Source organism: Ornithinibacillus salinisoli, from assembly GCF_042684965.1.
GTDB classification, from domain to species: Bacteria; Bacillota; Bacilli; order Bacillales; family Amphibacillaceae; genus Ornithinibacillus; species Ornithinibacillus salinisoli.
In genome coordinates this window covers 1-26057 of sequence record NZ_JBHUMI010000017.1, presented here as the reverse complement: position 1 = coordinate 26057, position 26057 = coordinate 1, and the positions used below count along the sequence as shown (strand labels likewise).

The 26057-nt window shown below is 36.1% G+C and carries 23 protein-coding genes and 2 riboswitches; of the genes, 11 read left to right on the top strand and 12 right to left on the bottom strand.

Features of this window, described 5'->3' with window-relative positions:
* Nucleotides 1-370 precede the first annotated feature (370 nt).
* Nucleotides 371-1750 carry a leucyl aminopeptidase family protein gene (locus tag ACFSTA_RS14150; RefSeq protein WP_377557413.1) on the bottom strand — a complete coding sequence of 460 codons (1380 nt, stop codon included), beginning with the start codon at nucleotides 1748-1750 and terminating at the stop codon, nucleotides 371-373.
* Between the two features lie 136 nt (nucleotides 1751-1886).
* On the opposite strand from ACFSTA_RS14150, the gene ACFSTA_RS14145 reads away from it, so the two are divergent.
* The 3 genes from ACFSTA_RS14145 (at nucleotide 1887) to ACFSTA_RS14135 (ending at nucleotide 5474) form a co-directional block, all read left to right on the top strand.
* Nucleotides 1887-2360 carry a CoxG family protein gene (locus ACFSTA_RS14145; protein ID WP_377557412.1) on the top strand — a complete coding sequence of 158 codons (474 nt, stop codon included), beginning with the start codon at nucleotides 1887-1889 and terminating at the stop codon, nucleotides 2358-2360.
* A 116-nt stretch (nucleotides 2361-2476) separates the two neighbouring features.
* Nucleotides 2477-2655, top strand: a riboswitch (Lysine riboswitch).
* Nucleotides 2656-2822: 167 nt separating this feature from the next.
* Nucleotides 2823-4220 (top strand): YfcC family protein, encoded by a 1398-nt coding sequence (locus ACFSTA_RS14140; RefSeq protein WP_377557411.1) that lies wholly within the window; start codon nucleotides 2823-2825, stop codon nucleotides 4218-4220.
* A gap of 72 nt (nucleotides 4221-4292) precedes the next feature.
* The gene (locus ACFSTA_RS14135; RefSeq protein WP_377557410.1) at nucleotides 4293-5474 is read left to right on the top strand and encodes a M20 metallopeptidase family protein; all 1182 of its coding nucleotides are present in this window, start codon (nucleotides 4293-4295) and stop codon (nucleotides 5472-5474) included.
* Between the two features lie 57 nt (nucleotides 5475-5531).
* On the opposite strand, the gene ACFSTA_RS14130 is transcribed toward ACFSTA_RS14135, so the two are convergent.
* The gene (locus ACFSTA_RS14130; protein WP_377557409.1) at nucleotides 5532-5792 is read right to left on the bottom strand and encodes a YciI family protein; all 261 of its coding nucleotides are present in this window, start codon (nucleotides 5790-5792) and stop codon (nucleotides 5532-5534) included.
* Nucleotides 5793-6081: 289 nt separating this feature from the next.
* Here ACFSTA_RS14130 and ACFSTA_RS14125 point away from each other — a divergent pair, with 289 nt between their 5' ends.
* Nucleotides 6082-6546 (top strand): YndM family protein, encoded by a 465-nt coding sequence (locus ACFSTA_RS14125; protein ID WP_377557408.1) that lies wholly within the window; start codon nucleotides 6082-6084, stop codon nucleotides 6544-6546.
* Nucleotides 6547-6594: 48 nt separating this feature from the next.
* Here the strand turns inward: ACFSTA_RS14125 and ACFSTA_RS14120 are convergent, their stop codons facing one another.
* Complete coding sequence (locus tag ACFSTA_RS14120) at nucleotides 6595-6918, bottom strand: hypothetical protein (RefSeq protein ID WP_377557407.1); 324 nt, start codon at nucleotides 6916-6918, stop codon at nucleotides 6595-6597.
* 307 nt (nucleotides 6919-7225) lie between these two features.
* Here ACFSTA_RS14120 and ACFSTA_RS14115 point away from each other — a divergent pair, with 307 nt between their 5' ends.
* Nucleotides 7226-8098 (top strand): superoxide dismutase, encoded by an 873-nt coding sequence (locus tag ACFSTA_RS14115; RefSeq protein WP_377557406.1) that lies wholly within the window; start codon nucleotides 7226-7228, stop codon nucleotides 8096-8098.
* A 119-nt stretch (nucleotides 8099-8217) separates the two neighbouring features.
* Here the strand turns inward: ACFSTA_RS14115 and ACFSTA_RS14110 are convergent, their stop codons facing one another.
* The 4 genes from ACFSTA_RS14110 to ACFSTA_RS14095 all read right to left on the bottom strand — a co-directional run bounded on the left by ACFSTA_RS14110 (nucleotide 8218) and on the right by ACFSTA_RS14095 (nucleotide 12996).
* Nucleotides 8218-9531: a serine hydrolase domain-containing protein gene (locus tag ACFSTA_RS14110; protein WP_377557405.1), complete on the bottom strand. Its 1314-nt coding sequence runs from the start codon at nucleotides 9529-9531 to the stop codon at nucleotides 8218-8220.
* A 195-nt stretch (nucleotides 9532-9726) separates the two neighbouring features.
* Nucleotides 9727-10347: a queuosine precursor transporter gene (locus ACFSTA_RS14105; RefSeq protein WP_377557404.1), complete on the bottom strand. Its 621-nt coding sequence runs from the start codon at nucleotides 10345-10347 to the stop codon at nucleotides 9727-9729.
* Nucleotides 10348-10400: 53 nt separating this feature from the next.
* Nucleotides 10401-10898, bottom strand: a complete 498-nt coding sequence (gene queF, locus ACFSTA_RS14100; protein ID WP_377557403.1) for a preQ(1) synthase — start codon at nucleotides 10896-10898, stop codon at nucleotides 10401-10403.
* Between the two features lie 308 nt (nucleotides 10899-11206).
* Nucleotides 11207-11253, bottom strand: a riboswitch (PreQ1 riboswitch).
* Between the two features lie 150 nt (nucleotides 11254-11403).
* A complete protein-coding gene (locus tag ACFSTA_RS14095) occupies nucleotides 11404-12996 on the bottom strand; it encodes an esterase/lipase family protein (RefSeq protein ID WP_377557402.1) in 1593 nt (530 codons plus the stop codon).
* 539 nt (nucleotides 12997-13535) lie between these two features.
* On the opposite strand from ACFSTA_RS14095, the gene ACFSTA_RS14090 reads away from it, so the two are divergent.
* The 3 genes from ACFSTA_RS14090 to ACFSTA_RS14080 are packed head-to-tail and all read left to right on the top strand — an operon-like array spanning nucleotide 13536 to nucleotide 15537.
* On the top strand, nucleotides 13536-14105 hold the full coding sequence (locus tag ACFSTA_RS14090; protein WP_377557401.1) for a DeoR family transcriptional regulator: 570 nt from the start codon (nucleotides 13536-13538) through the stop codon (nucleotides 14103-14105).
* Between the two features lie 27 nt (nucleotides 14106-14132).
* Nucleotides 14133-14708 carry an SCO family protein gene (locus ACFSTA_RS14085; protein ID WP_377557400.1) on the top strand — a complete coding sequence of 192 codons (576 nt, stop codon included), beginning with the start codon at nucleotides 14133-14135 and terminating at the stop codon, nucleotides 14706-14708.
* 22 nt (nucleotides 14709-14730) lie between these two features.
* Entirely contained in the window at nucleotides 14731-15537 is an 807-nt protein-coding gene (locus ACFSTA_RS14080; protein WP_377557399.1) for a FixH family protein, read from the top strand.
* Nucleotides 15538-15590: 53 nt separating this feature from the next.
* Here the strand turns inward: ACFSTA_RS14080 and xylB are convergent, their stop codons facing one another.
* Together xylB and xylA are read right to left on the bottom strand one after the other, a co-directional pair.
* Nucleotides 15591-17090 (bottom strand): xylulokinase, encoded by a 1500-nt coding sequence (xylB, locus tag ACFSTA_RS14075; RefSeq protein ID WP_377557398.1) that lies wholly within the window; start codon nucleotides 17088-17090, stop codon nucleotides 15591-15593.
* 33 nt (nucleotides 17091-17123) lie between these two features.
* A complete protein-coding gene (xylA, locus tag ACFSTA_RS14070) occupies nucleotides 17124-18449 on the bottom strand; it encodes a xylose isomerase (protein ID WP_377557397.1) in 1326 nt (441 codons plus the stop codon).
* 214 nt (nucleotides 18450-18663) lie between these two features.
* On the opposite strand from xylA, the gene ACFSTA_RS14065 reads away from it, so the two are divergent.
* The gene (locus tag ACFSTA_RS14065; protein ID WP_377557396.1) at nucleotides 18664-19284 is read left to right on the top strand and encodes a YesL family protein; all 621 of its coding nucleotides are present in this window, start codon (nucleotides 18664-18666) and stop codon (nucleotides 19282-19284) included.
* Between the two features lie 43 nt (nucleotides 19285-19327).
* On the opposite strand, the gene ACFSTA_RS14060 is transcribed toward ACFSTA_RS14065, so the two are convergent.
* From ACFSTA_RS14060 to ACFSTA_RS14050, 3 genes are all read right to left on the bottom strand, one after another.
* Nucleotides 19328-20149, bottom strand: coding sequence for a carbohydrate ABC transporter permease (locus ACFSTA_RS14060; protein ID WP_377557394.1), 822 nt, complete (start codon nucleotides 20147-20149; stop codon nucleotides 19328-19330).
* 14 nt (nucleotides 20150-20163) lie between these two features.
* On the bottom strand, nucleotides 20164-21042 hold the full coding sequence (locus ACFSTA_RS14055) for a carbohydrate ABC transporter permease (RefSeq protein ID WP_377557393.1): 879 nt from the start codon (nucleotides 21040-21042) through the stop codon (nucleotides 20164-20166).
* 121 nt (nucleotides 21043-21163) lie between these two features.
* Nucleotides 21164-22465, bottom strand: a complete 1302-nt coding sequence (locus ACFSTA_RS14050; RefSeq protein ID WP_377557392.1) for an extracellular solute-binding protein — start codon at nucleotides 22463-22465, stop codon at nucleotides 21164-21166.
* Between the two features lie 225 nt (nucleotides 22466-22690).
* On the opposite strand from ACFSTA_RS14050, the gene ACFSTA_RS14045 reads away from it, so the two are divergent.
* Nucleotides 22691-23893, top strand: a complete 1203-nt coding sequence (locus ACFSTA_RS14045; RefSeq protein ID WP_377557391.1) for an ROK family protein — start codon at nucleotides 22691-22693, stop codon at nucleotides 23891-23893.
* A gap of 114 nt (nucleotides 23894-24007) precedes the next feature.
* Entirely contained in the window at nucleotides 24008-25618 is a 1611-nt protein-coding gene (locus ACFSTA_RS14040) for a glycoside hydrolase family 43 protein (protein ID WP_377557390.1), read from the top strand.
* The last annotated feature ends 439 nt before the right edge of the window (nucleotides 25619-26057 follow it).

Below are 26057 nucleotides of genomic sequence, written 5' to 3'. Positions count from 1 at the left end.
CAATTTTTTCATATAAAATAAAAAAATGCATAATCGTTCAACAAATTTCGACATGCGCATTCATTTACTCTACCCGTGACAATATAACTATGTAAAACCAAGAGACTGGAGCAAGAGTCTGTAGTCAAAGAAAAACCCTAACTATGATTAAGAATTCTATTAGTCGGATTCGAATTAGTTAGGATTTTTCTTTTAGACTTTTTTCGTAAACCTTGTTGTTAATCATATTAGACTGCGCCATAACTTTTGCGTAGATTTACTTTGGTAGTCTAATTCAATAGTGTGGTACATTCTAAACATCCTACCGTTTAATCATCAGTCTTTAGAGTGGGAAGTTTATTAATGTCCCATCTTGTTTAATATAATGCAATTAACTGGAAACATGCTCAGTAAAATCAGCTAGCAATCTAGCACCAAATCCAGTAGCTGCTTTTGAGTAATATCCTTTTTCTTGACTCATCATTACTCCTGCCATATCCACATGAAGCCATTTACAAGCTTCTGGTACAAAGCGTCGAAGGAAGAGACTGGCAGTAATCGAACCAGCTTCTGTCTTTGAACTCGTATTACTAAAATCAGCAAAGTCACTATTTAGGTAGTCATCATATGCATCTACTAAAGGCATTGGCCAGTTATAATCACCATTTGTATCCCCTATCTCTTTCATTTTAAAGGCAAGCGCTTCATCTCCAAACACACCTGCCAGTTTTGTTCCAAGTGCATTCCAAATAGAACCAGTTAACGTGGCTATATCAACCACATATTCTGCTCCTTTTTCACCAGCACGGATTAATCCGTCTGCTAAAATCAGACGACCTTCTGCGTCAGTGTTGCCCACCTGAACAGTTGATCCGTTCTTGTAATGAATGACTTCTCCAGGTAGTACTGCATTTGCATCTGGCATATTTTCAACAATTGGAATTAATGCAACGACATTGACCTTTGCTGATGAAGAAGCTAATAATTTCATTGCACCAGAAACAGCAGCAGCACCTCCCATATCCATGCGCATACTACTAATATCTTTCCCCTTTTTTAAACTGATTCCACCTGTATCAAAAGTGACTCCTTTTCCGACAAGTGCAACTAATGGCTTCGATTCATCACCACGATAGGTAAGTTCCACAAATGCTGGATCATATTTACTACCTCGACAAACGGTAAGTACTCCGTTCATTTCCATTTCTTCAATCGCCGTTTTATCTAACACATTAACCTCTACACTCGTATCCTTAAATTCATTCGTTAGAATCTCTGGAAAAGACTTTGGATTTAATGTACTTGGAATCTCATTCATAAGGTCTCTTGAAAAGGCAATTGCTTCTGCACGATGTACCCCAGTTTGTACGAAAGAAGAATGTGCTTCTTGATCCGTTACTTGTAATGTAGTTGATAAATTCTTTGCATCGGTTTTGTATTTTTGAAATGTATATGTACCTAAATTCCATCCCTCAACAAATGCTGTGACAACTGATTCCGCCTCTAAATTGGAAAAAGTACTCGTCAGCTGTTTCATCTCGATCGATGCTGTATCTATATTTCTTTTTCCTAGTTCTCTTGCTATGGATCCAGCTGTCATCCTCATATCTTCATAGGATGCGCTATCGTTTTCCTTCATAACAACAACTAACTCTTCAGCTAAAATTGTTGTGACATACGATGATGGCGTATTTTCTACAAAATTTCTTACTTGTTCATTTGCTTGTATCATTTTGTCATGGGTAAAAATAATTTTTGCTACATTTGTCACGTTAAATTCCCCCTTTTTATCTATTGTATTTATTTCGACTCACGAAGTAAAATTCCCTGCTTGTCTAATAAACTTTTTAATCATATGATTGTTCCTTTCTTAATATACTGTTAAGCAGACTGAAGGAGGTTTACATATGCCAAATGGAAAGCATCGAATGACACTTGAAATTCCAATATGGAGGGTGTGGGATTTCGTTAGTGATATGGACAAATGGGCACCACTTGTTCCAGGGTATATGAATCACGAAATAATCAATGAAAAACAATCTACTTGGAAGTTTATAGGTGACATAGGTATCATGCAAAAAACAGTCCACTTACAGGTCGATATTACGGAATGGAAAGCACCTTCAAAGGTAACTTTCGTATTAACGGGAATTAATGAAAACGTAAAGGGAAATGGTTATTTTGAAGCTGAATCACTTAATGATAAAGAAACAAATATGACTAGTAATTTAAATATCACTGCAAAAGGCATGATGGGACCTATGATTAATAAAGTGTTAAAAACAATGGTTCCCAAAATGACCAAAAACTTGACAGAGAATGTCGCAACCAAAATGGAAGAAGAAAGTCAAAAATATCGTGTCGGTTCCTATAGTAGATAAAATTAGTTAAATTGATAATATTCTGTTATACTCCTAATTTCTAATTAATACTTGCATTATCACTATTATTCTAGTATAGTAAAAATCGTAAAATTTAATAGTAGACCTTATCAGATCGGTGAGGTAGAGGCGCAATTAGTATAAGTATTCAACAGGAGAATGACACCTATGATTGTTGATGAAAGGATTAGTTGCCGAAGCATAATAAGCAGTCAACCTTATTATTGCTGGGATGACTTCTGAATAAGAAGCATACTGTCATGCTATTACAAAAGCATGGAGGACTACTGATCGAAATGGAGGATAACGGATATTGTAAAACAATGATGTGTTATTTTCTATCATTGTTTTTTTATGTTTTAAAAAGGATGAAATTGGCCACTTCATTCCCCACCAACTCCTCTTTCAGTTACACTCTATGCACACCTTTTAAACAAATATACGAAGTAAAGGATGGGCATCATGAGTACAAATTCAACTCAAAAGAAAAAATTTGAATTCCCACACGGATTCGTCATTTTATTTGCATTTATTGTTTTAACAGCTATTCTCACCTATTTTATTCCAGCTGGAGAATATGAACGTACGACAACAGAAGATGGAAGAACAGTAGTCGTTGACGGTACTTACCAAACTGTTGAATCAAACCCAGCAGGATTTTTTGATATTTTCCAATCGATTCATATCGGTATGGTTGATGCAGCAGGGATTATCTTTTTCATCTTTATTGTTGGAGGCGCTTTTGGAATTCTTCGTGCAACCAATACTATTGAAGGTGCATTTGGATCCATGTCTAAAAAGCTAGCAGGAAAAGAACTTCTAATGATTCCAGCCATCATGTTATTTTTTGCTGTAGCTGGCGGGACGTTTGGTATGGCAGAAGAAGCTATTCCATTTGTATTAATTATGGTACCACTTGCAATCATGATGGGCTTTGACTCGATTACAGGAGCTGCCATAGTAATCGTAGGTGTTTATGCCGGATTTGGTTCCGCATTTATGAATCCATTTACTGTAGGTGTTGCGCAAGGTATAGCAGGTCTTCCAACATTCTCTGGAATGGGCGTGCGCTTTATCTTTTGGTTAATATTTGTGACGGTGACAATTGTTTATGTCATGCTATATGCAAGAAAAATTAAAAAAGATCCAACGAAAAGTATTATGTATAAAGAAGATTTACAACGTCAAGTTGACACAGAAATTACAACGCAACAAACATTAACAAAAAGACAATGGATCATATTAGGTGTACTAATCCTAACGATCGTTGGATTAGCACTTGGTGTCACATTACAAGGTTGGTATATTACTGAAATTGCTGCTTTATTCCTTGTGATGGGTGTATTAGTTGGTATTATTGGTAAAATGAAAGTAAATCAAATCGCTGAATCATTTGTAAAAGGCTGTGAAGAATTAGTCATGGGGGCATTAATTGTAGGATTTGCCTATGCGATACTAACAATTCTACAAGACTCGAACACAATTGATACCATTTTATACGGTGTATCTAGTCTAGTATCCGGATTGCCAACAAGCTTCTCAGCCATTGGGATGTTGTTTACACAAAGTCTATTAAACATTATTGTTCCATCTGGAAGTGGACAGGCAGCACTTAGCATGCCAATTATGGTACCATTAAGTGACTTACTCGGTGTTGATAGACAAACCGCTGTACTTGCATATCAGTACGGAGACGGTATTACAAATATGATCGCACCAACAGCAGCCGTATTATTAGCAGGACTTGCTATCGCCAAAATATCATGGATTAAATGGGTAAAGTGGATCTGGCCACTCATAGTCATCCACCACATCATAGCAATCATCTTTGTAACCATTGCACACATCTTCTTGTGGTAAGGTGCCTGTCACTCCCAGGTTTTTGTCGTATTTTGTCGATAAGAGTTTCATAGACAACAGGAGGAAGCAGTTATGTTAGAAAAGTTATATAACAGAATTCAAGAGATCTACCCAGAATTGGTTCATATTCGCAGAGAATTTCATATGAATCCAGAATTATCACATCAAGAAGTTAACACACCAAAGAAAGTTGCTGAATATTTAACTAATCTAGGAATCGATGTTCAAACCGCTGTCGGAGGTAGAGGTGTAGTTGGAACTTTAATTGGCGGAAAACCTGGCAAAACTGTCGGACTGAGAGCTGATTTTGATGCACTCCCTATTCAAGAAGAAGCTGAGGTAGAATTTAAATCTCGTATCCCAGGAGTTATGCATGCATGTGGACATGATTTACACACAGCAACATTACTCGGTGTCGCTAAAGTGCTTAGTGAAGTAAAAGATGAAATTCCAGGAACCATTAAATTTATCCATCAATTCGCAGAAGAGGCTACTCCGGGTGGTGCGAAACCTATGATAGAGGATGGATGCTTAGACGGTGTAGACATTATTTATGGTGCACATGTAATGTCTACCGAACCATTGGGAACTGTTAGTGTAAAGGAAGGTTATTTTTCATCTGCACAAGATGATTTTAATATTGTAATTCATGGTAAAGGTGGCCATGGTTCTGAGCCTCATCTAACTGTTGACCCATTGGTAACGGGAAGTCAATTGATAATGAACCTTCAGCAACTAGTAAGCCGACGAGTAAACCCGCAGCATCCAGCAGTCGTTACAGTTGGTTCTTTCCATAGTGGCGGAGCAAACAATATCATTCCAGACACAGCTATAATTAAAGGGACGGTACGAACGTATAGCGAAGAAGCACGTACCATCATTGAAAAAGCAATGGAACAAATCACGAAAACAACTTGTGAAGGTACTGGAGCAGGTCTTGAATATGAATATATAAGAGATTGCCCATCCATTTGGAATGATCCAATGGAAACGGAGAGAGTAGCTAAAATAGCTACCTCCCTATTTGGCTCCGAAATTGTAAAACAATCTGAACCAATGAATGGTAGTGAAGATTTTGCTTTCTATCAAAAAGAAATACCAGGTGTATACTTTATAGTTGGTGGTGGAAATCCGGACATAAATGCAACCTATCCACACCATCATCCGAAATTTAATATTGATGAACGTTCTATTATCGATATCAGCAACATGTTTATTACTGCAACCTTGGACTATTTGTCAGATGAAAAGTAACATATTAAAAACGACCTATAGGCTGCTTAAGACGCAGCATAGGTCGTTTTTTATTACTTATTTCTTCATTTCCCATTCATGAATTTTATAGCCTCTAGCCCCATGAACAATATAAGGATCCTTATTTACAAGTTCCTCTACATCGGCAAAACTACTAGCTAGAAAAATAACTAGCCCTCCAGTACCATCCGTAAAACGCCCCTTTGCGAAAACAGTACCTTCCTCTGATTTTTCCTGTAAATAATCTAGATGCTCTTGTCGATATTGCTTACTTTTTTCTTCATCTTTCATGGGTAAAAAAACGGCGAAATATTTCATATTCTACTCTCCCAACTTTGCTTGAAATTCCTTGGACAACTACATAAACCAATAATATTACTATAAGATATAGCTTAACATGAATCTACTTATCACGATTCTCTCTGTTAGATTGACCTATTTTATAATATGCCTGTTTCTAGCCTTTTCTACTATCGTTCGTGAGAGTCTCTGTCACGGCAGCTCCTACCCATTCTCACTATACTTATAACTTCCTAAATGAATAGCAAATATTTTTATTGCATTTGCAAATACTATAGAAAAATACTAAGAAAGGATGGTTTCTATAATGATTCACTTAAAAGCAATAGGTATTAAACTCATCGTAAACATTATTGTTGTATACTCTATCTTTGGAATATTTGGTAACGCTTCTTTAATTAATTTATTTTGGGTTAGTATTCTTGTAACTGGTATTTCTTATGTCATTGGTGATCGCGTAATTCTTCCGAGGTTTGGAAATATTGTAGCCACAATTGCAGACTTCCCACTCGCCTTTTTATCTTTATGGGTGCTTGGAAATTTTATATTCGCATTTGATACAGCAATAATTGGTACTTCATTAATGGCTGCTTTCTTTATAACTTGCTGTGAGCCGTTTATTCATGCATATATCGAAAATCACGATACAGCAACTAAAAGCAATCGACCAATTACTACAACAAATAATCTACAAACAGAATTTGCAGAAGAAACAGATGCACAGGATATTACCAACCATAATGATCCAGACAATAATAAAGGATGGTATTAGGATATTACTGAAAAAATGGGAAAAGGATAGTCTCCTTTTCCCACTTCATTAATCACGATGCTTTTCGCTATGAATAATCTCCTCTAAAAATGTCTCGGACTTTGTATGATCATGTTCATCACAGTAATAGACCACGGTTTTAATGCGATGTGATATTTGGCATGTTCGCTTATGGCGAATAAAATTTTTCCAATATGTATACTCATGTGAACCTACTTCAATCTCTTCATAATCTGTACTATATATTTTCCAATTATGCTGAGTCGCAGTGGTATCGAATTCCAATTTTTCAACAGCCGCTTCTGATTCATCCACATATATAGGTAGAATTACTAATATTGTCAAACCAGTAGCTAAAAGTAGCTTTTTCACATTTATCACCACATTCCAAGAATAATCTATCACTAGTTAATAATTACCTTTACGAACAAGAATTATACATACAAAGACCATCTCAAACTAATTGAGATGGTCTTTGTAATTACTAAATTACCTTATCTTGCTAGCTTTTTCTGTCACTGTGATAATCATTGGTGTTTCACTCCGTACTGTTCCATCAGATGTTACTACTTCTGCATATAACTCATAGGTCTTACACAGGACGAATTACACATGATGAAAATCAGTCACACATGCACTGCTTTAAATCAATAGGCATATGCTACATCGAGGTGATTTTATGGATACAAAAAAACAAAGCTATTTAGAAAGCTTGATTGACTGGGGAGATCAAATCAAACATACATTAAAGAAGCATAATGTACCTAAAGACGATGTAGTACGATGGATGGAGCAGATTGATAGCTGGCAAATGAAAATTAAAGGACAATTAATTGAAAAAAATGATGCGAATGAAGAGATCTCTGAACTCCAATCTGAAGGCCAACGAATTCTATCTGATATAACAGGTAAAAAACCCAAAGACCTTCAAAGCATTCCATTTGGCGATCATAAACTTCCACCGCTACCGTACAGCTATGATGCTCTCGAACCATATATTAGTGAACAAATTATGAGACTCCATCATGATAAACACCATCAATCGTATGTGGATGGCTTAAATAAAGCGGAAAAAGCATTGTATACTGGTAGAGAGCCAAAAGATCCTATCAAACATTGGTTAAGAGATCAGGCATTTAACGGATCCGGGCATTATTTGCACACTATTTTTTGGAATAACATGACCCCGAACTCCCGCAAAAGGCCATCAGGTGAAATATTAGAAAAAATCGAAAATGACTTTGGTAGTTGGAAGAACTTTAAGGACTTATTCACAGACGTTGCCAACTCTGTTGAAGGAAATGGATGGGCAGTGTTATTTTGGTCTCCTAGAAGTGGAAAATTAGGTGTGCAATCTTTTGAAAAGCATCAGTTATTCCAAGTACCAGACACCATACCTCTACTCGTATTAGACGTGTGGGAACATGCCTACTATTTACAGTACCAAAATGACAAGAAAACTTATGTAAAGAACTGGTGGAATGTCGTAAATTGGGATGATGTTAACAAACGATTTATCGAAGCAAGAAAATTAAAATGGAAGTTATATTAAAAAACCAAAAAGCCTCACAGAAAATGAGGCTTTTTCTACTGAACTACTCTTAGCCAACTATGTCATGGATAGCTAGACAAATCACCAAAATATCTATTTTCCTGTTTTTAGTTTCACCATCACGACACTCTTGGTAACATACGCATTCCTAAAAATGCTGCCCAAGGTTTCGCTTCTTCCTCTTCAAAATAAAAACGTATGGTACGACCTAGCTCTACATTCATGAGTGTATCTTCTGTATTAATTTCCAAAGGATAGGTTGTATTCTCTATCTTTGCATATAACGACGCATTATCAATTACAATCTCAAGAGATGTTCCTTCTTTAGATCGATATGTACCTACAAAACGGTTCATTTTTTCTAAAGGCAGGCTGATAGCGCTAGCCTTGCTTATCCTTTCCTCTATTGGTTTACCCAATGCTACATTTACAGCATCTAGCCAAATCTCATTGGCATACACATTAGATACGTTCGTTAAAACTGCAACTGCTAGTCCTTTTTCAGGTACAAAACCGAAATTAGAAGAAACACCAGGTTGACCACCACCATGCTCAACAAGTGTAACACCATGGTAATCTGGAGTTATTTTAAAGGCGTAACCATAGAAAGAATCCTTATCAATCGATATATGTGGCTGAGACATTTTTGCCAGCATTTCACTAGATACCAATTGTTTACCTTCAAAAGACCCTTTATTAATATACAGTTCCCCATATTTTAACAAGTCTATAACACTCGAACGAATGCCACCGCCAACTTCATAGTTTCCTAGCGTCGGCCAATCTTGTTCTTGAAATTCTCCGTTTTTTGAATCATATACATATGGCGTTGAAACATTGCTCATCTTATGTATTTCCTCAACACTAAATGTCGATCGGAACATTTTTAATGGATTCAGTATTTGTTCGGTCAATGATCTACGATACAACTTACCTGTATACTTTTCAATAATTGCACCAAGTAATAAAAATGCATCATTACAATAACTAAAATACTCACCTGGTTTTCCTAGCAAATCATGCTCTTCCTTTGCTATATAGTCTAGATGCTCCTTAATTTGGTTTAAATCTTCTCTTCTCTGCATTGGGGTTAGTCCGGTTGAATGGGTTAATAAGTGATGAATTTGGACCGCTTCCATTGGATTTATATTCGGAATATAAAAGTTAGGTAAATGCCTAATGACTGGATCATCTAAAGATAGCTTTCCTTCTTCAGCTAATGTAACGATCGCAAGTGCAGTAAATGATTTCGTTACAGAAGCAACCCCGAAAATAGTATCAGGTGTTACCGGTTCCTGTGTCTTCACATCGCTTACACCGAAGCCTTGTTCATATATAATCTTACCATGCTTACTAACTGCAACAGCAGCACCAGGAATATGCTCTTGCTCCATCCGTTGTTGCATACGCTTCTCAAAAATTGACCAATTCATACCATCACCTCCTTTTTATCTATATCTATTATAGCAAATGCTGATTAATTAGTTGTCAATATTCCAAAAATACACGCCAATCCTCACTAAGAATGTTGATGTTTGTTTAGGCAGTACAACTTACAACTTGCTACGATTGATCTATCGACTAGACAACAAAAAAGACATCCTTCAACTGAAGGATGTCTAGTATCATCACACGTAAGCTTCTGTTTTTTGATACTTCTTCCCAATCTTTACTAACAAGTAAGCGATTGGTGTGTCAATTAATGCAATACCTAATTTAAATACATACTGGGTAACGATCATACCTACAAGTACTCCTGTAGGAACGGTTCCCCAGAAAGCAATGGTAATAAAAAGTGTTGTATCAATTAATTGGCTTGTCATCGTTGATAAATTATTGCGTAACCACAGTTTACTTTCACCATGCTTAGCTTTTAACCGGTGAAATATCGAAACATCTACGTTTTGACTAGCTAAATATGAAAGTAAACTAGCCAAAATCACTCGAAAACTACCACCTAAGATTTCTTCGAATTGCGCTTGAGATTCGAAAACAGGTGCAGCTGGAAGTTGAATAGCTATAAATAGGAAAATTAGTGCAACTACTTGTGTAACAAAACCTGCTTGAATTGTTTTTCTTGCAGCTTCTTTCCCATATAATTCCCCAATAACGTCGGTAATCAAATAGGTAACAACATAAACAATTACTGCTGCAGGTAAAATAAACTCCCCAACACTAAATAATTTAACTCCTAAAATATTAGATATTAATAAAAGTCCTACAAATAACGCATTTAAATATATAAACATGTAAAATTCTCCCTTTGATTTAGAAAAGGAACAAAGCTCTTACCCTCAGGATCTTAGCGATTATCAATTTTTTCTGGGTACATATCATGATTCATCATCCGGTGGTCTGCCATTTGCTCATATTTTGTCCCTGGCTTTCCATAATTACAGTATGGATCAATCGAGATTCCTCCACGTGGTGTGAATTTTCCCCATACCTCAATATATCGAGGATCCATTAACTCAATTAAATCATTCATAATAATGTTCATGCTGTCTTCATGAAAATCACCATGATTACGAAAGCTAAATAAATATAATTTTAATGACTTACTCTCCACCATTTTCACATTTGGAATATAGCTAATATAAACCGTTCCGAAATCTGGTTGTCTTGTCTTTGGACACAATGTCGTAAATTCCGGGCAATTAAATTTCACAAAGTAATCTCGGTTCGGGTGTTGATTATCAAATGTTTCTAACACCTCTGGCGTATAGTCAAAAGCATAATCTGTTCCTTGACTCCCAAGAAGTGTCACATCTTTTAAGTCTTCATCTTTTCGTCCAGTCATTTGTATTCCTCCTTCGTTCATTAATTGTGATTGTTCAAAAATGAGTTTTTACCCGACTTTTTGAACTACCTAACAAGGTTGATTTCTAATAGAGTGTTGCTTTTTCCAAGTAATGAATCTTATGGTAATTGTTATAAACTGCCAAGTAGCCTACAGCTCTTAACACCGCTACGGACAGTGGAGTTTTTCGCCTAGCAATCTCATGAAAAAGTTACTTCGCAGTTTATAGTAAGTAGCAACAAACTATTCAAAAAGAACCAAAAACAAAAAAACCACGGCCTAAGGCACATGGTTTATAATCGCATCATCTGTCCTTAGTTTTTTATAGAGGGTTGAAGCTAAGAACCTCTTCCGTTATTTGTTAACGGATATATAATTGATCCATTTCACTCGACTAATTATATAAGGGAATGAATAGCTTGTCAATGAAATATCTAAATGAATAGATTCCAAGTAAAAAGCTGCTATGTTAGTGGGTCACAACCACTTACATAGCAGCTTTTTATTAATCTGTATAAACGGAATCAATTATTGTTCGCTTAAAAGCTTCTCCTCCCTTTGTTATACCCTCTATATCTATCGTTATATTATAAACTTCGTTCGTTTGATCAAACACTAATACTTTTGATAGATCCGTACCACCACTTACCGTGTATGTTTTTCTATTTTCCTGATTTCTCGATTCTGTTATGCGATATGTTGCTTTTAATGTTTTCTCTTGTACTTGTAATTGATCCACTTCTAAATGATAGTTTACCTGAAGATGATCATTCGAATCTGATTTTTCATTCCGAAGAACGATTGGATTGGCCGTATAATCAGCCAACAATACGTATGCACCATCCTCTTTTGGTGTCATTTTGACTTTCCAATTTCCGGCGATTGGTTTATCGATAGTTAGGTAGTAACTGGTTGAACCTATAAATACTCCGTCTTTATTTTTAGTAGCATCTATTTTCGGTGTAGTCAGATTTCCTTTTGGGTCTATTAATCTGATTTCAGATAAATCATCAGAAGTCATAACATGCAGCCCTATCCGTTGCACACCATCTTCTACAAAAACAGTTACTTCGTTGTTCTCCCTTTCAACCAAAGAACCACCATGTACCCATTGAGTAGCTGCCGATGAATGTACATCTTCACTTGCATTAGGCATGGAAGTTGTACTAGGTTGTTGATTTCCCATTACATAATTTTCGAAAACCGGAAAAGTTGCCCCGGTTCTTATTGTCGTATGGTTCCAATCACCAATTGCTAGCTGTTGCCCACCAGGAAGCCTGCTACTCGATGTAGTTACAACGCCATCATTAGATCCGTACTGTGATAAATACACACCGCCATACCATGTGGAAGAGAATACTGACCCCCAATTCGTACCACCTAGCGTGTAGTAATCGTTGTAATATGCCATCGACTGGTTATCAATTTGAGAACGAAAATGCTCCATATTAGCCATCTGCAATGCATATGTCCCATCACCCTGTGCTCCAATTAAATCAGCGAGCCAACTAGCCCAAGAGCTATACGCCAAATCAGCCAGTTGCGATCCATGGTGCGGACTCGATAATGTAATAACATTGTCTACATATTGCCAAGCCCCATAGTAGGTTAGTGCCGTTTGCGTATCCACGCCACCCTTACTATAAGCTACAACCGTAACTGGTTTTCCAAAATGAGCGGAAATCTCACTAATTTTCTCTGCTAACAACTGTCCATTATCCCACATATCTGCCGATGCTCCACCTGCATCATGCAATTGCACAAAAGCAGTTTGATATCCTGCATCTACAGCTGTTTGGTACATATCATTATCTTCCCAAAAAATCTGTGCAACGTTATTTAGTCCCGGGACAAATAAAATTACGGGGGAATTCGGAACTGGATTAGCAGGTACTGCGCCAATATACCACTCTCCTGGTGTTTCATCATTTCCGTTGTCCACCTTTCCCATGATTGTATAGTCATTCGAATCACCTACTAACGTTGGCGTAGGTATATCATCGGTAAGATCTGAACCTGCCGAAACCGGATAACTTAAACTAAACGAAATCACCATTATGAAACCAATGATTAGCAGCCGCTTTATTCTAAGTTGCATCCTCTTCCTCCTAAGTTTTTTTCACTTCACAAAAAATGTATTCTTAGACTTCAAAGATAATGAAGGATTGGGAGTATTTGGGTCATAGTACCTGGGGGTGGGTAATTTAGATGATTTACTAGAAAAAAATCTCCTTAATAGAGGGTAATCTATCAAGGAAATTTTTATATTGCTATTTTATTTTGGTAATTGTTAACCACTTCAATACGTCTTGAATTTTTTCATCCCAATAGGCCCATTCATGATTACCAACCAGGTCCAAAATCATTCATAGCATTGGAATAAGAATGAAGCAGTATTTTATCAACTGTTATCTGAACAGGAACATCACATTTCACAGGTTCTCTAGTAAAATTACAAATGAATTACCAGATGTTTGTAGCAACTGTTAGTCGACGTCCACAACAATCTCATTATGTTCACGTAACTGTCATTTCTGTCACATATCTGACATTGCTTTACGAATAATCAATTGATATGCTTATGTTAGAATATGTTGGAAATTGTTAGAGTGATGGAATACGTGCGGAGGTGCAAGCATGCTACCTGTTGAAAGACAAAATCGAATAAAAGATCTCATTTTAAGTAATCAAAGCATGAAAATTTCCGAGCTAAGTAAAGAACTCGGTGTATCCGAAATGACGGTTCACCGTGATATAAAACCACTTATTGTTGAAGGTATAATTAAAAAAACATTTGGTGGTATTACAACATTACAAGAAACAGCAAGTCCTACTACTAATGACTGTATAATTTGTGGAAACCATATCCAAGAAAGACTTGCCTACAGACTGATTCTACCGGGGTCTAAAATTGAAACAGCATGTTGTTCACACTGTGGACTCATTCGTCACAACCAGCTCGGTGATGAAGTAATGGAAGCAATTTGTTTTGATTTTTTCAGACAAACAACCATAAGTGCACACCAAGCGTGGTTTGTTATGAATAGTTCGGTTAACATCGGATGCTGCCAACCACAAATTTTAACATTTGAATTAAAAGACCATGCCGAGAAGTTTATCACAGGATTTGGTGGAAAAGTATACACATTCAATGAAGCGATTCAAACTAACTTGAGAAAGATGCAGTCGAATAGTTGTCACGAATAAGTGAATCGCAAGGAGAGGATATTAAACGTGAAATATATTAAATATATATTAGTAACTTCATTTTTATTTTTAGCCGCATGTAATAGCTACAATATTCAAACGAACATGTCTAGAGATGTTCTACCTTTTGAATTTACAACCCAAGATAACGAGACATTAAAGCTTGAGGATTTAGAAGGGAAATGGTGGATTGCCGATCTTATATTTACGAATTGTACAACCGTATGCTCACCAATGACAACAAACATGGCTAACCTACAGGAAAAGATGAAAGCTGAAGAGATTGATGTAGAACTTGTATCCTTTAGTGTCGATCCTGACCATGATACTCCAGAAGTTTTGAAAGAATATGCTGCAAAACATAATGCCGATTTAGGTAACTGGTCATTTTTAACTGGGTATGACTTTCAAACTATCAAGGAACTTTCTATTAAGAGTTTTCAATCTTCCTTGTTGGAAGCGCCAGAAGGATCCGACCAACTAACACATGGCACAAGCTTTTATCTTGTAAACCCGGAAGGTGAAGTAATCAAAAAATACAAAGGTACTTTTTCAGAAGAAACCGATTTGATCATAGATGATTTGAAAAAAGTAGCAAAATAACAAGAAAAGGAGAGACATAATAATGAAGAAAAAATTATGGATGTATGTAATGATTTTATCTCTAGGAGTTATCCTTATCGGCTGTGGAGATGAGGATATGCATGATATGGATGACACGGATGAGCTGGCTACTTTAGAAGTTGACCTTCAGGTAGCAGATACAGTGGAAGTTGATGAAAAACTTGAACTAAAAGCAGTGGTTACATATGGCGATGAGGCTGTAACTGATGCAGATGAAGTCGAATACGAAGTATGGGAAGAAGGACAAGAAGATAACAGCATGAAAATAGATGCAGTCAACAATGAAGATGGCTCCTACACTGCTGAAACATCCTTCGATAAAGACGGCTTATTTCATGTACAAGTACATGTAACAGCTAAGGATCTACACACGATGCCTACGCAAGAAGTTACGGTTGGAGAAGGTGGTCATAATTCAGATGCAGAAGAAGGAAACTCCGACCATGAAAGTCATGAAGAAGATACAGATTCCCATGATGAAGATGAAGATCATCACCATCATCACGGAAATGGATTCGAAATGAACTTTTCCAATCTTGAAGACGTTTCAATGAATGAAGAAATCTCATTAAACGTACTTCTAGAAATGGATAACGACGCATTAACCGATGCAGAAGTGCAATATGAAATCTGGAATGATGACCTTGACAATAGTAAACACGAATGGGTTGAAGCGGAGGAAACAAATCCTGGAGAATATGTAGCTGAACACACTTTCGAACATAAAGGGCTTTACACTATCCAGATTCACGTTCAAAACGAAGAAGGATTACACGAGCATGAACAACACGAAGTAGAAGTTAACTAAATTAAAAGTGCCAGGCACCTGTAAAAAATTCACAGGTGCCTGGCACTTTTTTTCTATTTTCTATATTCTAGTAATTTATTATTGAGACCTTTTGTTTGTTCATAAATTTCTTGGTAGATCGTGAATAGCTCTTTATATTTTTCTGCTTTATCTTTATTCGGCAGATATTCTTTATCCACTTTCAGAAATTCATCTGCGCAAGCTTGTAATGATGCAAACCATCCGCAACCATATGCTGCTAACATTGCTGCTCCCATCCCCGGGCCTTGTTCACTTGCTAATCTGATTATTTTAGCATCGAAAATATCTGCTTGCATTTGTAGCCAATCTTCATTTTTTGCTCCGCCACCAATTGAAACAATGGTATTAATTGTTTTTCCACTTTGACGGAATATATCAATAGATTCATTTAATGAAAACGTGATCCCTTCCAGTACTGCACGGACAAAATCTTTCCGTTCATGCGAGCTATCCACACCAATGAAACTAGCTCGTATCGCTGCATCTGCATGTGGTGTTCTTTCTCCAACTAAGTATGGAGTGAACAGTAACCCATTAGACCCAACTGGAACAGATCCAATATCTACTAATAAATCTTCAAACGTTTCTTCGGAGGCAAAAACATCTTTAAACCAAGTTAAGCTATAACCTGCCGAAAGGGTAACTCCCATCGTATAAAACGCCTCAGGTGAGGAGTGATTAAAATAATGCACCTTTCCACCAAAGTCTTTATCGTCACTTGATTCATAGGATAAGACAACACCTGATGTACCAATACTACAAAGCGTTTTTCCATCCTCAAGAATTCCAGAACCAATGGCACCACAGGCATTATCAGCACCACCTGCAAATACGCTAGTCTCTGGTGATAGTCCGGTAATCTCAGCAATATCTTCTGTAATCGTTCCAACTTCATCATACGATTCTACTAATGGCGGACAAAGCTCTGGGTTAAGATCCAATGCATCACAAATTTCCTTACTCCATGCTTTTTCACTAACATTTAATAAGAGTGTTCCAGCTGCATCGGAATATTCCATGTGTAATTTGCCAGTTAGTTTATAACGTACATAGTCTTTTGGAAGCACAAACGTAGAAGCCTTCCCAAAAATAGCAGATTCATGCTTTTTCACCCATAATATTTTTGGTAATGTAAACCCTTCTAATGCTGGATTTTTTGTTAATTCTAATAAACGATCTTTTCCTACTGCGTCATAAATTTCTTTACACTCTGCAGTCGTTCTTGTGTCATTCCAAAGAATAGCATGACGTAACACTTCATGGTCCTCATCCAGTAGAACTAGTCCATGCATCTGTCCAGAGAAGCTTATTCCTTGGATATCCTCGCGATTCCCTTTGAAATCAAGGAGAAGATCAGACAATCCCGCAACTGTCTGATCTACCCATTCTTGAGGGTTTTGTTCACTGTAGCCTGTTTTTTCTTGAATTAATGGATAAGATTTAGAAACTTCTTGTGCAACCTCTCCATGCTGATTTACTAGCAGGATCTTTACAGCACTCGTCCCTAAATCAACACCAATTACATACTTCATATCAGCACCTCATCTTCAGCAATGATAATGACCTTATTCTCCAGCAAAAGCTCTTAACAAATACTGGTTAATGTTTGCTTTGATTAACTCTAAGCGTCCGGATTGATGCTTAATTTCTCCTAATCCAAGTGCATGACTTTCCAACTCGTGGAAATTAGTTTTTCCTTCCACAATATTTAATCCAATTCCATCTTTGAAGCTGCTATAACGATCTTCCACAAAAGTATCGAGTACTTTGTCATCGATTAACTGCTGAGCAACCTTTAATCCTACTGCAAAGCTATCCATTCCAGCGATATGTGCATGGAATAAATCTTCTGGTGTAAATGAACCACGACGGACTTTCGCATCGAAGTTTAATCCACCTCTTCCAAGTCCACCATTTTTAATAATTTCATACATTGCTAATGTAGTGGAATATAAGTCAGATGGAAATTCATCTGTATCCCAGCCTAATAAAGGATGACCTTGGTTAGCATCGACAGAACCTAGCATATTGTTCACACGCGCATAGCGTAGTTCATGCTCGAAAGTATGACCAGCAAGTGTTGCATGGTTTGCTTCAATATTAAATTTGAAGTGATCCTGTAGATCGTAATGCTGTAAGAAAGCATATCCACTAGCAACATCAAAGTCATACTGATGTGTAGTTGGTTCTTTTGGTTTTGGTTCAATCAAGAATTGAGCATCAAAACCAATTTCTTTAGCATAATCGATAGCCATATGGAAGAAACGACCTAGGTTATCCATTTCAAGTTTCATATCTGTATTTAGTAGCGTTTCGTAGCCTTCACGTCCACCCCAGAACACATAGTTTTCCGCACCTAATTCTTTACCTACTTCCAATCCTTTTTTCACTTTTGCTGCAGCATATGCAAATACATCTGCATTATTCGCTGATCCTGCACCATGAACAAAGCGAGGATGACTAAAGTTATTTACGGTATTCCAAAGTAACTTCGTTTTGCTATCCTTCATATAATCTTTGATCATCGCTACAATTGTATCTAAATTTTGATTGGACTCTCTTAAATTACTTCCCTCTGGAGCAATGTCAACATCATGGAAGCAGAAATATGGCACACCTAATTTCTCAAAAAATTCAAATGCCGCTTCTACACGTGCTTTAGCTAAATCCATACCAGAGAACTTATCCCATGTACGAATTGCCGTACCACTACCAAATGGATCTGATAGATCTTCTGTGAATGTATGCCAGTAAGCTACACCAAATCGGAGATATTCCTCCATCGTTTTGCCACCGATTACTTCTTCCGGATTGTAGAATTTAAATGCAAATGGATTTGTTGATGTAGAACCTTCATAATTAATTTTGTTTATGTTATTGAAGTAGGACATGTTAGTACCTCCTAAATTTAAGTTGAAATTTTTAAAAATGTAAATGTTTTCAAAGCAATTATATCAACGCTATATTAGTTTGTCTATTAGATGAACTAACTTAATATTTACGTGATTAATGTAAAACAAACGATTTTCCCGTATAATAGTTACTACTTACCATCACAACTCCTGACTCGCATATACCGAGCTCATAGTGTAGGAGGTTTTTATTTTGAACTCTGCTGGAAACATACTTTATACCATTTTTGAGTGGATCACCCGATTTGCGTATGTGAATCTTTTATGGGTTTTATTCTCACTAGTTGGTGGAATCATTTTCGGTTTCTTCCCATCTACTATCGCAATGTTTGCCATTGTTAGGGATTGGTTACGAGGAAAACCAGATCTACCCATTTTTAAAACCTATTGGAATTACTTTAAAAGTGAATTCGTTAAAAGTAATCAATTAGGTATATTTATTACAATAATGCTAATTCTTGTAGGTCTTGATTTATTTTATATCCAAGCCAACTTGAATAATCTATTATCATGGACTTCTATTCCATTATTTTCATTCATATTGTTATTTCTTTTACTTTTGTTTTATATTTTTCCAACCTATGTGCACTATGACTTAAAAGTAGCAAGACTATTGAAGAATGCTTTTCTAATCATGTTGATTAGTCCCATTCATAGTTTATTAATCATTTTATGCCTTGTATTCGTTTATTTCATCATGACAGCAATTCCAGCTCTATTCTTTATTTTTGGCAGCATTACCTATGCATTTATCACCATGTGGCTCTGCTTACATGCTTTTCAGAAAATCCAAAGAAAACAAGAATCAAAATAAATGAACTACCTCACCCAGTACCATATACGGTGAGGTTATTTTATTAACCTTTAACAGCACTTGCTGAAATTCCTTCTACAACTTTATTGCTAAAGAAAATAAATGCAAGGATAATTGGCAATACACTAATGATCAATGTAGCTCCAATTGCTCCCCAATCGGTCATATACTGACCAATAAAGTTCTGAATTCCAACGGTAAGTGTTTTATATTTATCTGAACTGATAAATGTGTTAACAAATACAAATTCGTTCCAGTTATAGATCATATTAATAATTACTGTCGTAGACATAACCGGTATTGTCATTGGTAAGATGATTCTAAAGAACATTCGGTGGATCGAGCATCCATCGATAATAGCTGCTTCTTCTATTTCACGTGGTAATGTGTAATAGAAACCGAGTAAAATCATCATGGTAATTGGCAAATTGTAAGCAGTATAAGTGATCACGATTGACCAAGGATTATCAATTAAATTCACACCTAAAAACATACTAAACAATGGAATAATCGCAGAATGAATAGGGATCATTAATCCTACCATAAACAAACCAAGTACCAACTTATTAAATTTCCATTGCATTCTAGTGATAGCAAATGTAGCCATACTTGCTAATAATATAGTGAAAATAATAGCTACAACTGTGATCCAAATACTGTTAAAGAAGTACGTTCCAATACCACTTTCCCATACTTTAAGATAATTTTCCCATCTAAGTTCGGATGGCATGGCAAATGGAGAACCCGAAAAGATTTCACGGTTATCTTTTAATGAGAAAAGAAATAACCAAATAATCGGGAAGATTTGAAACACTGCAACTATACCTAAGCAAAGATAAAGTAAAAAGTAACCTACCTTTCCCATCTATAAACCTCCTCTTAATATTGAACTTCTTCCTTAGTAGCTGTGACTTTACGAACAATTATTGTAACGATAAGTGTAATAATTAGTAACAAGAACCCAATTGCACTACCGTATCCAAAGTCATTACTTGAAAAGGCTAGTTTATACATGTAGGATGCCATAACTTCACTTGCACCGTTTGGTCCGCCACCAGTCATAACATAAATCAAATCAAAGTATTTCAATGATCCCACAACAGCTAGTACGATCGTAACTTTGACAACTCCCATAATTAATGGCAGCTTTATTCGATAAGCTATTTGGATTGGTGAAGCACCATCAATTTTCGCAGCTTCTATAATAGACTCGGGAATATTCTTCAATGCTGCATAATAAATTAAAATGTAGAAACCAGCATATTGCCATAATATTGGAATGAATATCGCAAATAACACAATGGATGTATTTGCCAACCATGCTGGAGGATTTTCAATTCCAACTGCCATCAGAATATGATTTAACATACCATTTGATGGGTTATATACTTTAATCCAAAGCTGAGCGATTGCAACAGAAGAAAGTAGCATTGGGATAAGGTAAATTTTCCTCAATAGGTCAGCACCTTTTATTTTTGAAGCTAAAATAAGAGAAATGGCTAAATAAATGATTAAACTCAATGTAGAGAAAATAGCCAGTAATAAGGAGTGCCATGCGCTATCCCAAAATTTCAAGTCTTGAATGGCAACTATATAATTTTCTAGGCCGATAAATTTCATCGCACCTATTCCATCCCAGTCCATTAGCCCATAATACCCCGTTAAAATTAATGGGATAAATATAAGCACGGCTATTAACAGAAGTGCAGGAAGAACGTACAAGGCGATAATCCATTTATTGGACATAACTTTATTCATACCATTCAACCCCCAATCATTTTAAAGTAGAAAAGGACTATCCAGATGTAAGGATAAGTCCTTTTCTTTTATTATCTGGTAAAAATGCATTTGGTTATATAAAACTTAGCTGTTTGTCAATTTATTCTGCTGATAATGCATCTTCATGTTTTTTCGCAAATTCTTCAGGAGTTACTTCCTTACCGAAAATTGCTTGAATCATATCTAAGTGTACCTGAGCAGTATCTGGGCTCATTTGAACGTCCGCAAATAATGTTAGGTTACTAGCATTGTTTAAATCTTCTAACACATCAACATACATTTGTGGAAGATCTAAAGATTCTGCATCTAGCTTAGTAGCTGGAATTACACCTGCTTGTGTTACAGATTTCTCTCCCCATTGCTCAACAAAGTAGGATGCGAATTCTTTTGCTTCTTCTTTTACATCAGAGTTCTCAGAGACGAATAGTCCAACCCCTGGTCCTCCAACAAAGCTATTCTTGTCCCCGTTACCTTCTACAGTTGGGAAGTTAAAGTAACCTACAGAATCTCTTAATTCCTGTGGTACATCTTCATTTGTTGTGTAATTTGGTAAATCCCATGTAGCAATTAAATACATTGCCGCTTGTTCGTTCATAAACATACTTTTTGCTTCTTCATCTGCTAATCCATTAAATCCTTTTATAAAAGAATCCATATCTACCAATTCTTGAACCTTATCTGCTGCGTCAACTAATGCTGGGTCTTCAAAAGTTCCAGAACGATTAATAGCGTTTGTTAACACGTCACTACCACCAATGCGGTCAGCTAGATACATATACCATAAAGAACCTGTCCAACGGTCCTTATTACCAAGCGCAATTGGGGCAACACCGTTGTCATTAAGTGTTTGAATCACGTTTTGTAATTCTTCATATGTTTCAGGTGCTTCAAGACCATACTCTTCAAAAATTGCTTTATTATAGAAAACTGTTGCAATGTTTAATTCTAAAGGAAGACCATATGTGCTTCCATCAATTTCATAAGCTTCCGCTGTTCCAGATACAAACTGATCTTTTAAATCTCCTTCAAGAAGGTCATCTAAAGGAGCAAATTTGTTTCCTTCAACATAAGGTTCTAAATAACCAGCAGCCCAAGTCATTCCTACATCAGGTAATTCATCAGATGTTGATAATACTTGGATTTTATCTTTATACTGCTCATTACTTAATACTTCTAGTTCAATTTCAACGCCTTCATTTTGGTCTTCAAAATCTGCAATGATTTCGCTTACAATTTCATTATGCGTTTTAGAGCTACCTTCTGGCCAAAGGTGCATAAACTTTACCGTTTTTGTGTCACCAGACGTGTTCGAAGTGTCATCTCCATCTGCTCCACAGCCAGCAAGTACTAAAACAGTAAACAAAATAGCCACAAAAAATGTAATCGCTTTCTTATTCTTCATTACAAAATACCCCCTACTATTTAGTTTGTTTGATGCTTAGATTTAAGTTCATGATAAGAATAACAAAAAACAGATCGTTTGTCTAGTGGATAAACTAAGTTTATAATAGTTTCATATAATGTTATACTGTAACTAAATAAAACGCTTTTATTAAGCTTGTAGCTTCATCCTACAGGGTAGAATAATCCATTTTTTAAAATTTCAATTGAGAGAGAGTCGATGAAGATGAAAAAAAATAAAACATGGAATCAACATGTTGTTAAAAAAGAAAATAAATCTTTAGTTTTAACAACTATTCGCACTCACTCCCCTATTTCCAGGGCAGATATAGCTAGCTTAACAGGATTAAATAAAGGAACCGTATCGTCTTTAGTAAGCGATCTTTTAGAAGAAAAACTTATTTATGAATCTGGTCCAGGTGAATCGAACGGTGGAAGAAGACCAGTCATGTTGCTTTTTAATCAACAAGCTGGTTACTCCATAGGTATTGACTTAGGGGTTAATTATATACTAGGGGTTTTGACAGATCTTGAAGGTACTATCTGTCATGAAAAGTTAGTAAAGTTTAAGAACTTATCCTATGAAGAAATTGAAATAAAATTATTTGAAATCGTTAATGATTTAATGGATCATGCACCGCTAAGTCCATACGGTGTGATTGGAATCGGAATAGGTGTTCCAGGTACAGTAAGTAAAAGCGGAGAGATACTACTTGCTCCAAACTTAGGTTGGAAAAATGTAGATTTACAAACGGTGTTGGAAGAGAAATATGACCTCCCTGTCATGATTGAAAATGAAGCAAATGCAGGAGCATATGGCGAGAAAAAATTTGGTGTCGGAAAAGATTTCAACCACATTGTTTATGTCAGTGTCGGTATTGGAATTGGTGTTGGTCTTATCTTAAATGGCCATTTATATAAGGGTAAAAATGGATTCTCGGGTGAGTTAGGTCACATGACCATTGAAACAGGTGGAACAAAATGCCGCTGTGGTAATGAAGGATGCTGGGAACTATATGCATCTGAACAAGCTTTAATAAAAAACGCAGAAAAGTCACATATAACGGAAATACCAATGGAAGAACTATCACTAGAGAGTTTAATAACAATTGCTGAACATGGACAGTCAGATGCAATTAAACTTTTTACACAAATCGGTGATTATTTGGGAATTGGGATCAATAACATTATAAACACATTTAATCCGGAACAAGTAATCATTGGAAATCGAATGGCTTCCGCAGAAGAGTGGCTAACAGAGCCACTAAAAAATCGGATGGTCAAACAAACATTATGGTTTCAGCAACAAGATTTACAAATAAATTTTGCCGAATTGTCTACCCACTCCAGCGCGTTAGGTGTTGCAGCTTTTTCAGTTGAAAACTTTTTCATGAGTGAAATGAAAAAATTAAAAGTTATTGAGTTATAGTAAAAAAATATAACCCTATGATTTTATCATATTAAAGTCATAGGGGATTTAATAATCAAATAAGAAAGCGCATACTTTTTTTAAAAAAATAACATATAAAAGGTGGAATTTAACATGACTACAATTCAAAACCCAATTTTAACTGGCTTTAACCCAGATCCAAGTATTTGCCGTGCAGGAGAAGATTACTATATCGCAGTCTCTACTTTTGAATGGTTCCCAGGTGTAGGTATCTACCATTCAAAAGACCTAAAAAATTGGCGTCTTGTCTCTAGACCACTAAATCGATTAAGTCAATTAAATATGATGGGGAATCCAGATTCAGGTGGCATTTGGGCACCAGCACTTTCTTATAGCGATGGGAAGTTTTGGTTGATCTATACCGATGTAAAGGTTACTGAAGGTCAATGGAAAGATAGCCATAACTATCTAGTAACTTGTGACACCATTGATGGTGAGTGGTCTGAACCAATACACATGAACAGTTCTGGATTTGACCCATCACTATTTCATGATGATGATGGGAAAAAATATTTTGTCAATATGTTCTGGGATCACCGTGTAGGAAACCATAACTTTTACGGCATAATCCTACAAGAATATAGTGTGGATGATCAAAAACTTGTAGGAAAATCTAAAATTATTTTTAAAGGGACAGATATTAAACTAACCGAAGCACCACACTTATACAAAATGAATGGGTATTACTACCTTTTAACTGCTGAAGGTGGAACAAAATACGATCACCAAGCAACGATAGCAAGATCAAAGGATCTTTGGGGACCATATGAAGTACATACTGATAATCCATTAATTACATCGTTTCCATACCCAAGAAATCCATTGCAAAAATCTGGACATGCTTCAATCGTACAAACGCATACAGATGAATGGTTTTTAGTTCATTTAACTGGACGTCCATTGCCAAGAGAAGACCAACCTCTACTCGATCCACGTGGATATTGCCCACTTGGTAGAGAAACGGCCATTCAGCGATTAGAATGGAAAAACGATTGGCCATATGTAGTTGGAGGCAACCAGCCATCTGTTGAAATAGAAGGGCCACAAATCGAAGAAGTAAAATGGGATCCAGATTATAATCAGAAGGATGATTTTGACGGCGAAACATTGAACCAACACTTCCAAACATTGCGAATTCCATTAGGGGAGGAAATTGTTTCCCTTAAAGATAACCCAGGGCATCTACGTCTTTATGGGAAAGAGTCACTAACATCAAAATTCACCCAATCATTCGTGGCTCGACGCTGGCAGCATTTTAATTTTACAGCCGAAACAAAAGTGGCATTTAACCCAGAATCATTCCAACAGGAAGCAGGATTAGTAAATTATTATAATACCCAAAACTGGACAGCTTTACAGGTAACATGGCATGAGGATAAAGGAAGGATTCTTGATTTATTAACTTGTGATAATTTTACATTTGCACAACCGCTTAAAGGAAATGAAATCGAAATACCAAACGATGTGGACTATGTTCATCTACGTGTTGATGTTCAAACACATATCTATGAATATTCATATTCCTTTGATGGTGAAAACTGGTCAAAAATTCCAGTCACATGTGAATCCTACAAGCTATCTGATGATTATATACAAGGAGGAGGATTCTTCACAGGAGCATTTGTAGGGATGCAATGTCAGGATACTTCGGGTCGTAGTTTACATGCTGATTTTGATTATTTTGTTTATAAGGAAACAAAGTAGTATTACTTAGTAAATAACGAAGAATGAAAGGTCCCTTCTATTAGGGACCTTTTATTAAACGGTTCCGTTATGAGGTTCAAAAGCTAAGTAATATTAGAATTAACAGGCGAATTTGCATATGATTTCGTCTGTTCCTTTTTATTTATATAACAACGTTTTGGACTTTTTGAATTAAAAATAACATAGTAATTAGCACTGCCTTTAGCAAGATGACAATAGATATTGTCATGATTAAAATTAACGTACCAAATTGGTGTATTTTCATTGTTAAATTATCTGTTAAAGTCATTGATAAAACTACAACCAATTCATCTGTGACTGCTAAACTAAATGTAACAGTTCTTGCTTGATAAGATTTAACACTTCTTGTCCATTAAAATTCTGGTAACTTCCAAGAGATCCAGAAAAAATACTAATGATTCTTCTTAGACACTAGATA

What these genes read in the sequence shown, in the direction of transcription:
- ACFSTA_RS14145 (WP_377557412.1), top strand. Translation starts at nt 1,887, where the DNA reads ATGCCAAATGGAAAGCATCGAATGACACTTGAAATTCCAATATGGAGG.
- ACFSTA_RS14050 (WP_377557392.1), bottom strand. Translation starts at nt 22,465, where the DNA reads ATGAAGAATAAGAAAGCGATTACATTTTTTGTGGCTATTTTGTTTACT.
- ACFSTA_RS14095 (WP_377557402.1), bottom strand. Translation starts at nt 12,996, where the DNA reads ATGCAACTTAGAATAAAGCGGCTGCTAATCATTGGTTTCATAATGGTG.
- ACFSTA_RS14055 (WP_377557393.1), bottom strand. Translation starts at nt 21,042, where the DNA reads ATGAATAAAGTTATGTCCAATAAATGGATTATCGCCTTGTACGTTCTT.
- xylB (WP_377557398.1), bottom strand. Translation starts at nt 17,090, where the DNA reads ATGAAGTATGTAATTGGTGTTGATTTAGGGACGAGTGCTGTAAAGATC.
- ACFSTA_RS14125 (WP_377557408.1), top strand. Translation starts at nt 6,082, where the DNA reads ATGATTCACTTAAAAGCAATAGGTATTAAACTCATCGTAAACATTATT.
- ACFSTA_RS14080 (WP_377557399.1), top strand. Translation starts at nt 14,731, where the DNA reads ATGAAGAAAAAATTATGGATGTATGTAATGATTTTATCTCTAGGAGTT.
- ACFSTA_RS14045 (WP_377557391.1), top strand. Translation starts at nt 22,691, where the DNA reads ATGAAAAAAAATAAAACATGGAATCAACATGTTGTTAAAAAAGAAAAT.
- ACFSTA_RS14040 (WP_377557390.1), top strand. Translation starts at nt 24,008, where the DNA reads ATGACTACAATTCAAAACCCAATTTTAACTGGCTTTAACCCAGATCCA.
- ACFSTA_RS14140 (WP_377557411.1), top strand. Translation starts at nt 2,823, where the DNA reads ATGAGTACAAATTCAACTCAAAAGAAAAAATTTGAATTCCCACACGGA.
- ACFSTA_RS14110 (WP_377557405.1), bottom strand. Translation starts at nt 9,531, where the DNA reads ATGAATTGGTCAATTTTTGAGAAGCGTATGCAACAACGGATGGAGCAA.
- xylA (WP_377557397.1), bottom strand. Translation starts at nt 18,449, where the DNA reads ATGTCCTACTTCAATAACATAAACAAAATTAATTATGAAGGTTCTACA.
- ACFSTA_RS14115 (WP_377557406.1), top strand. Translation starts at nt 7,226, where the DNA reads ATGGATACAAAAAAACAAAGCTATTTAGAAAGCTTGATTGACTGGGGA.
- queF (WP_377557403.1), bottom strand. Translation starts at nt 10,898, where the DNA reads ATGACTGGACGAAAAGATGAAGACTTAAAAGATGTGACACTTCTTGGG.
- ACFSTA_RS14130 (WP_377557409.1), bottom strand. Translation starts at nt 5,792, where the DNA reads ATGAAATATTTCGCCGTTTTTTTACCCATGAAAGATGAAGAAAAAAGT.
- ACFSTA_RS14105 (WP_377557404.1), bottom strand. Translation starts at nt 10,347, where the DNA reads ATGTTTATATATTTAAATGCGTTATTTGTAGGACTTTTATTAATATCT.
- ACFSTA_RS14135 (WP_377557410.1), top strand. Translation starts at nt 4,293, where the DNA reads ATGTTAGAAAAGTTATATAACAGAATTCAAGAGATCTACCCAGAATTG.
- ACFSTA_RS14090 (WP_377557401.1), top strand. Translation starts at nt 13,536, where the DNA reads ATGCTACCTGTTGAAAGACAAAATCGAATAAAAGATCTCATTTTAAGT.
- ACFSTA_RS14060 (WP_377557394.1), bottom strand. Translation starts at nt 20,149, where the DNA reads ATGGGAAAGGTAGGTTACTTTTTACTTTATCTTTGCTTAGGTATAGTT.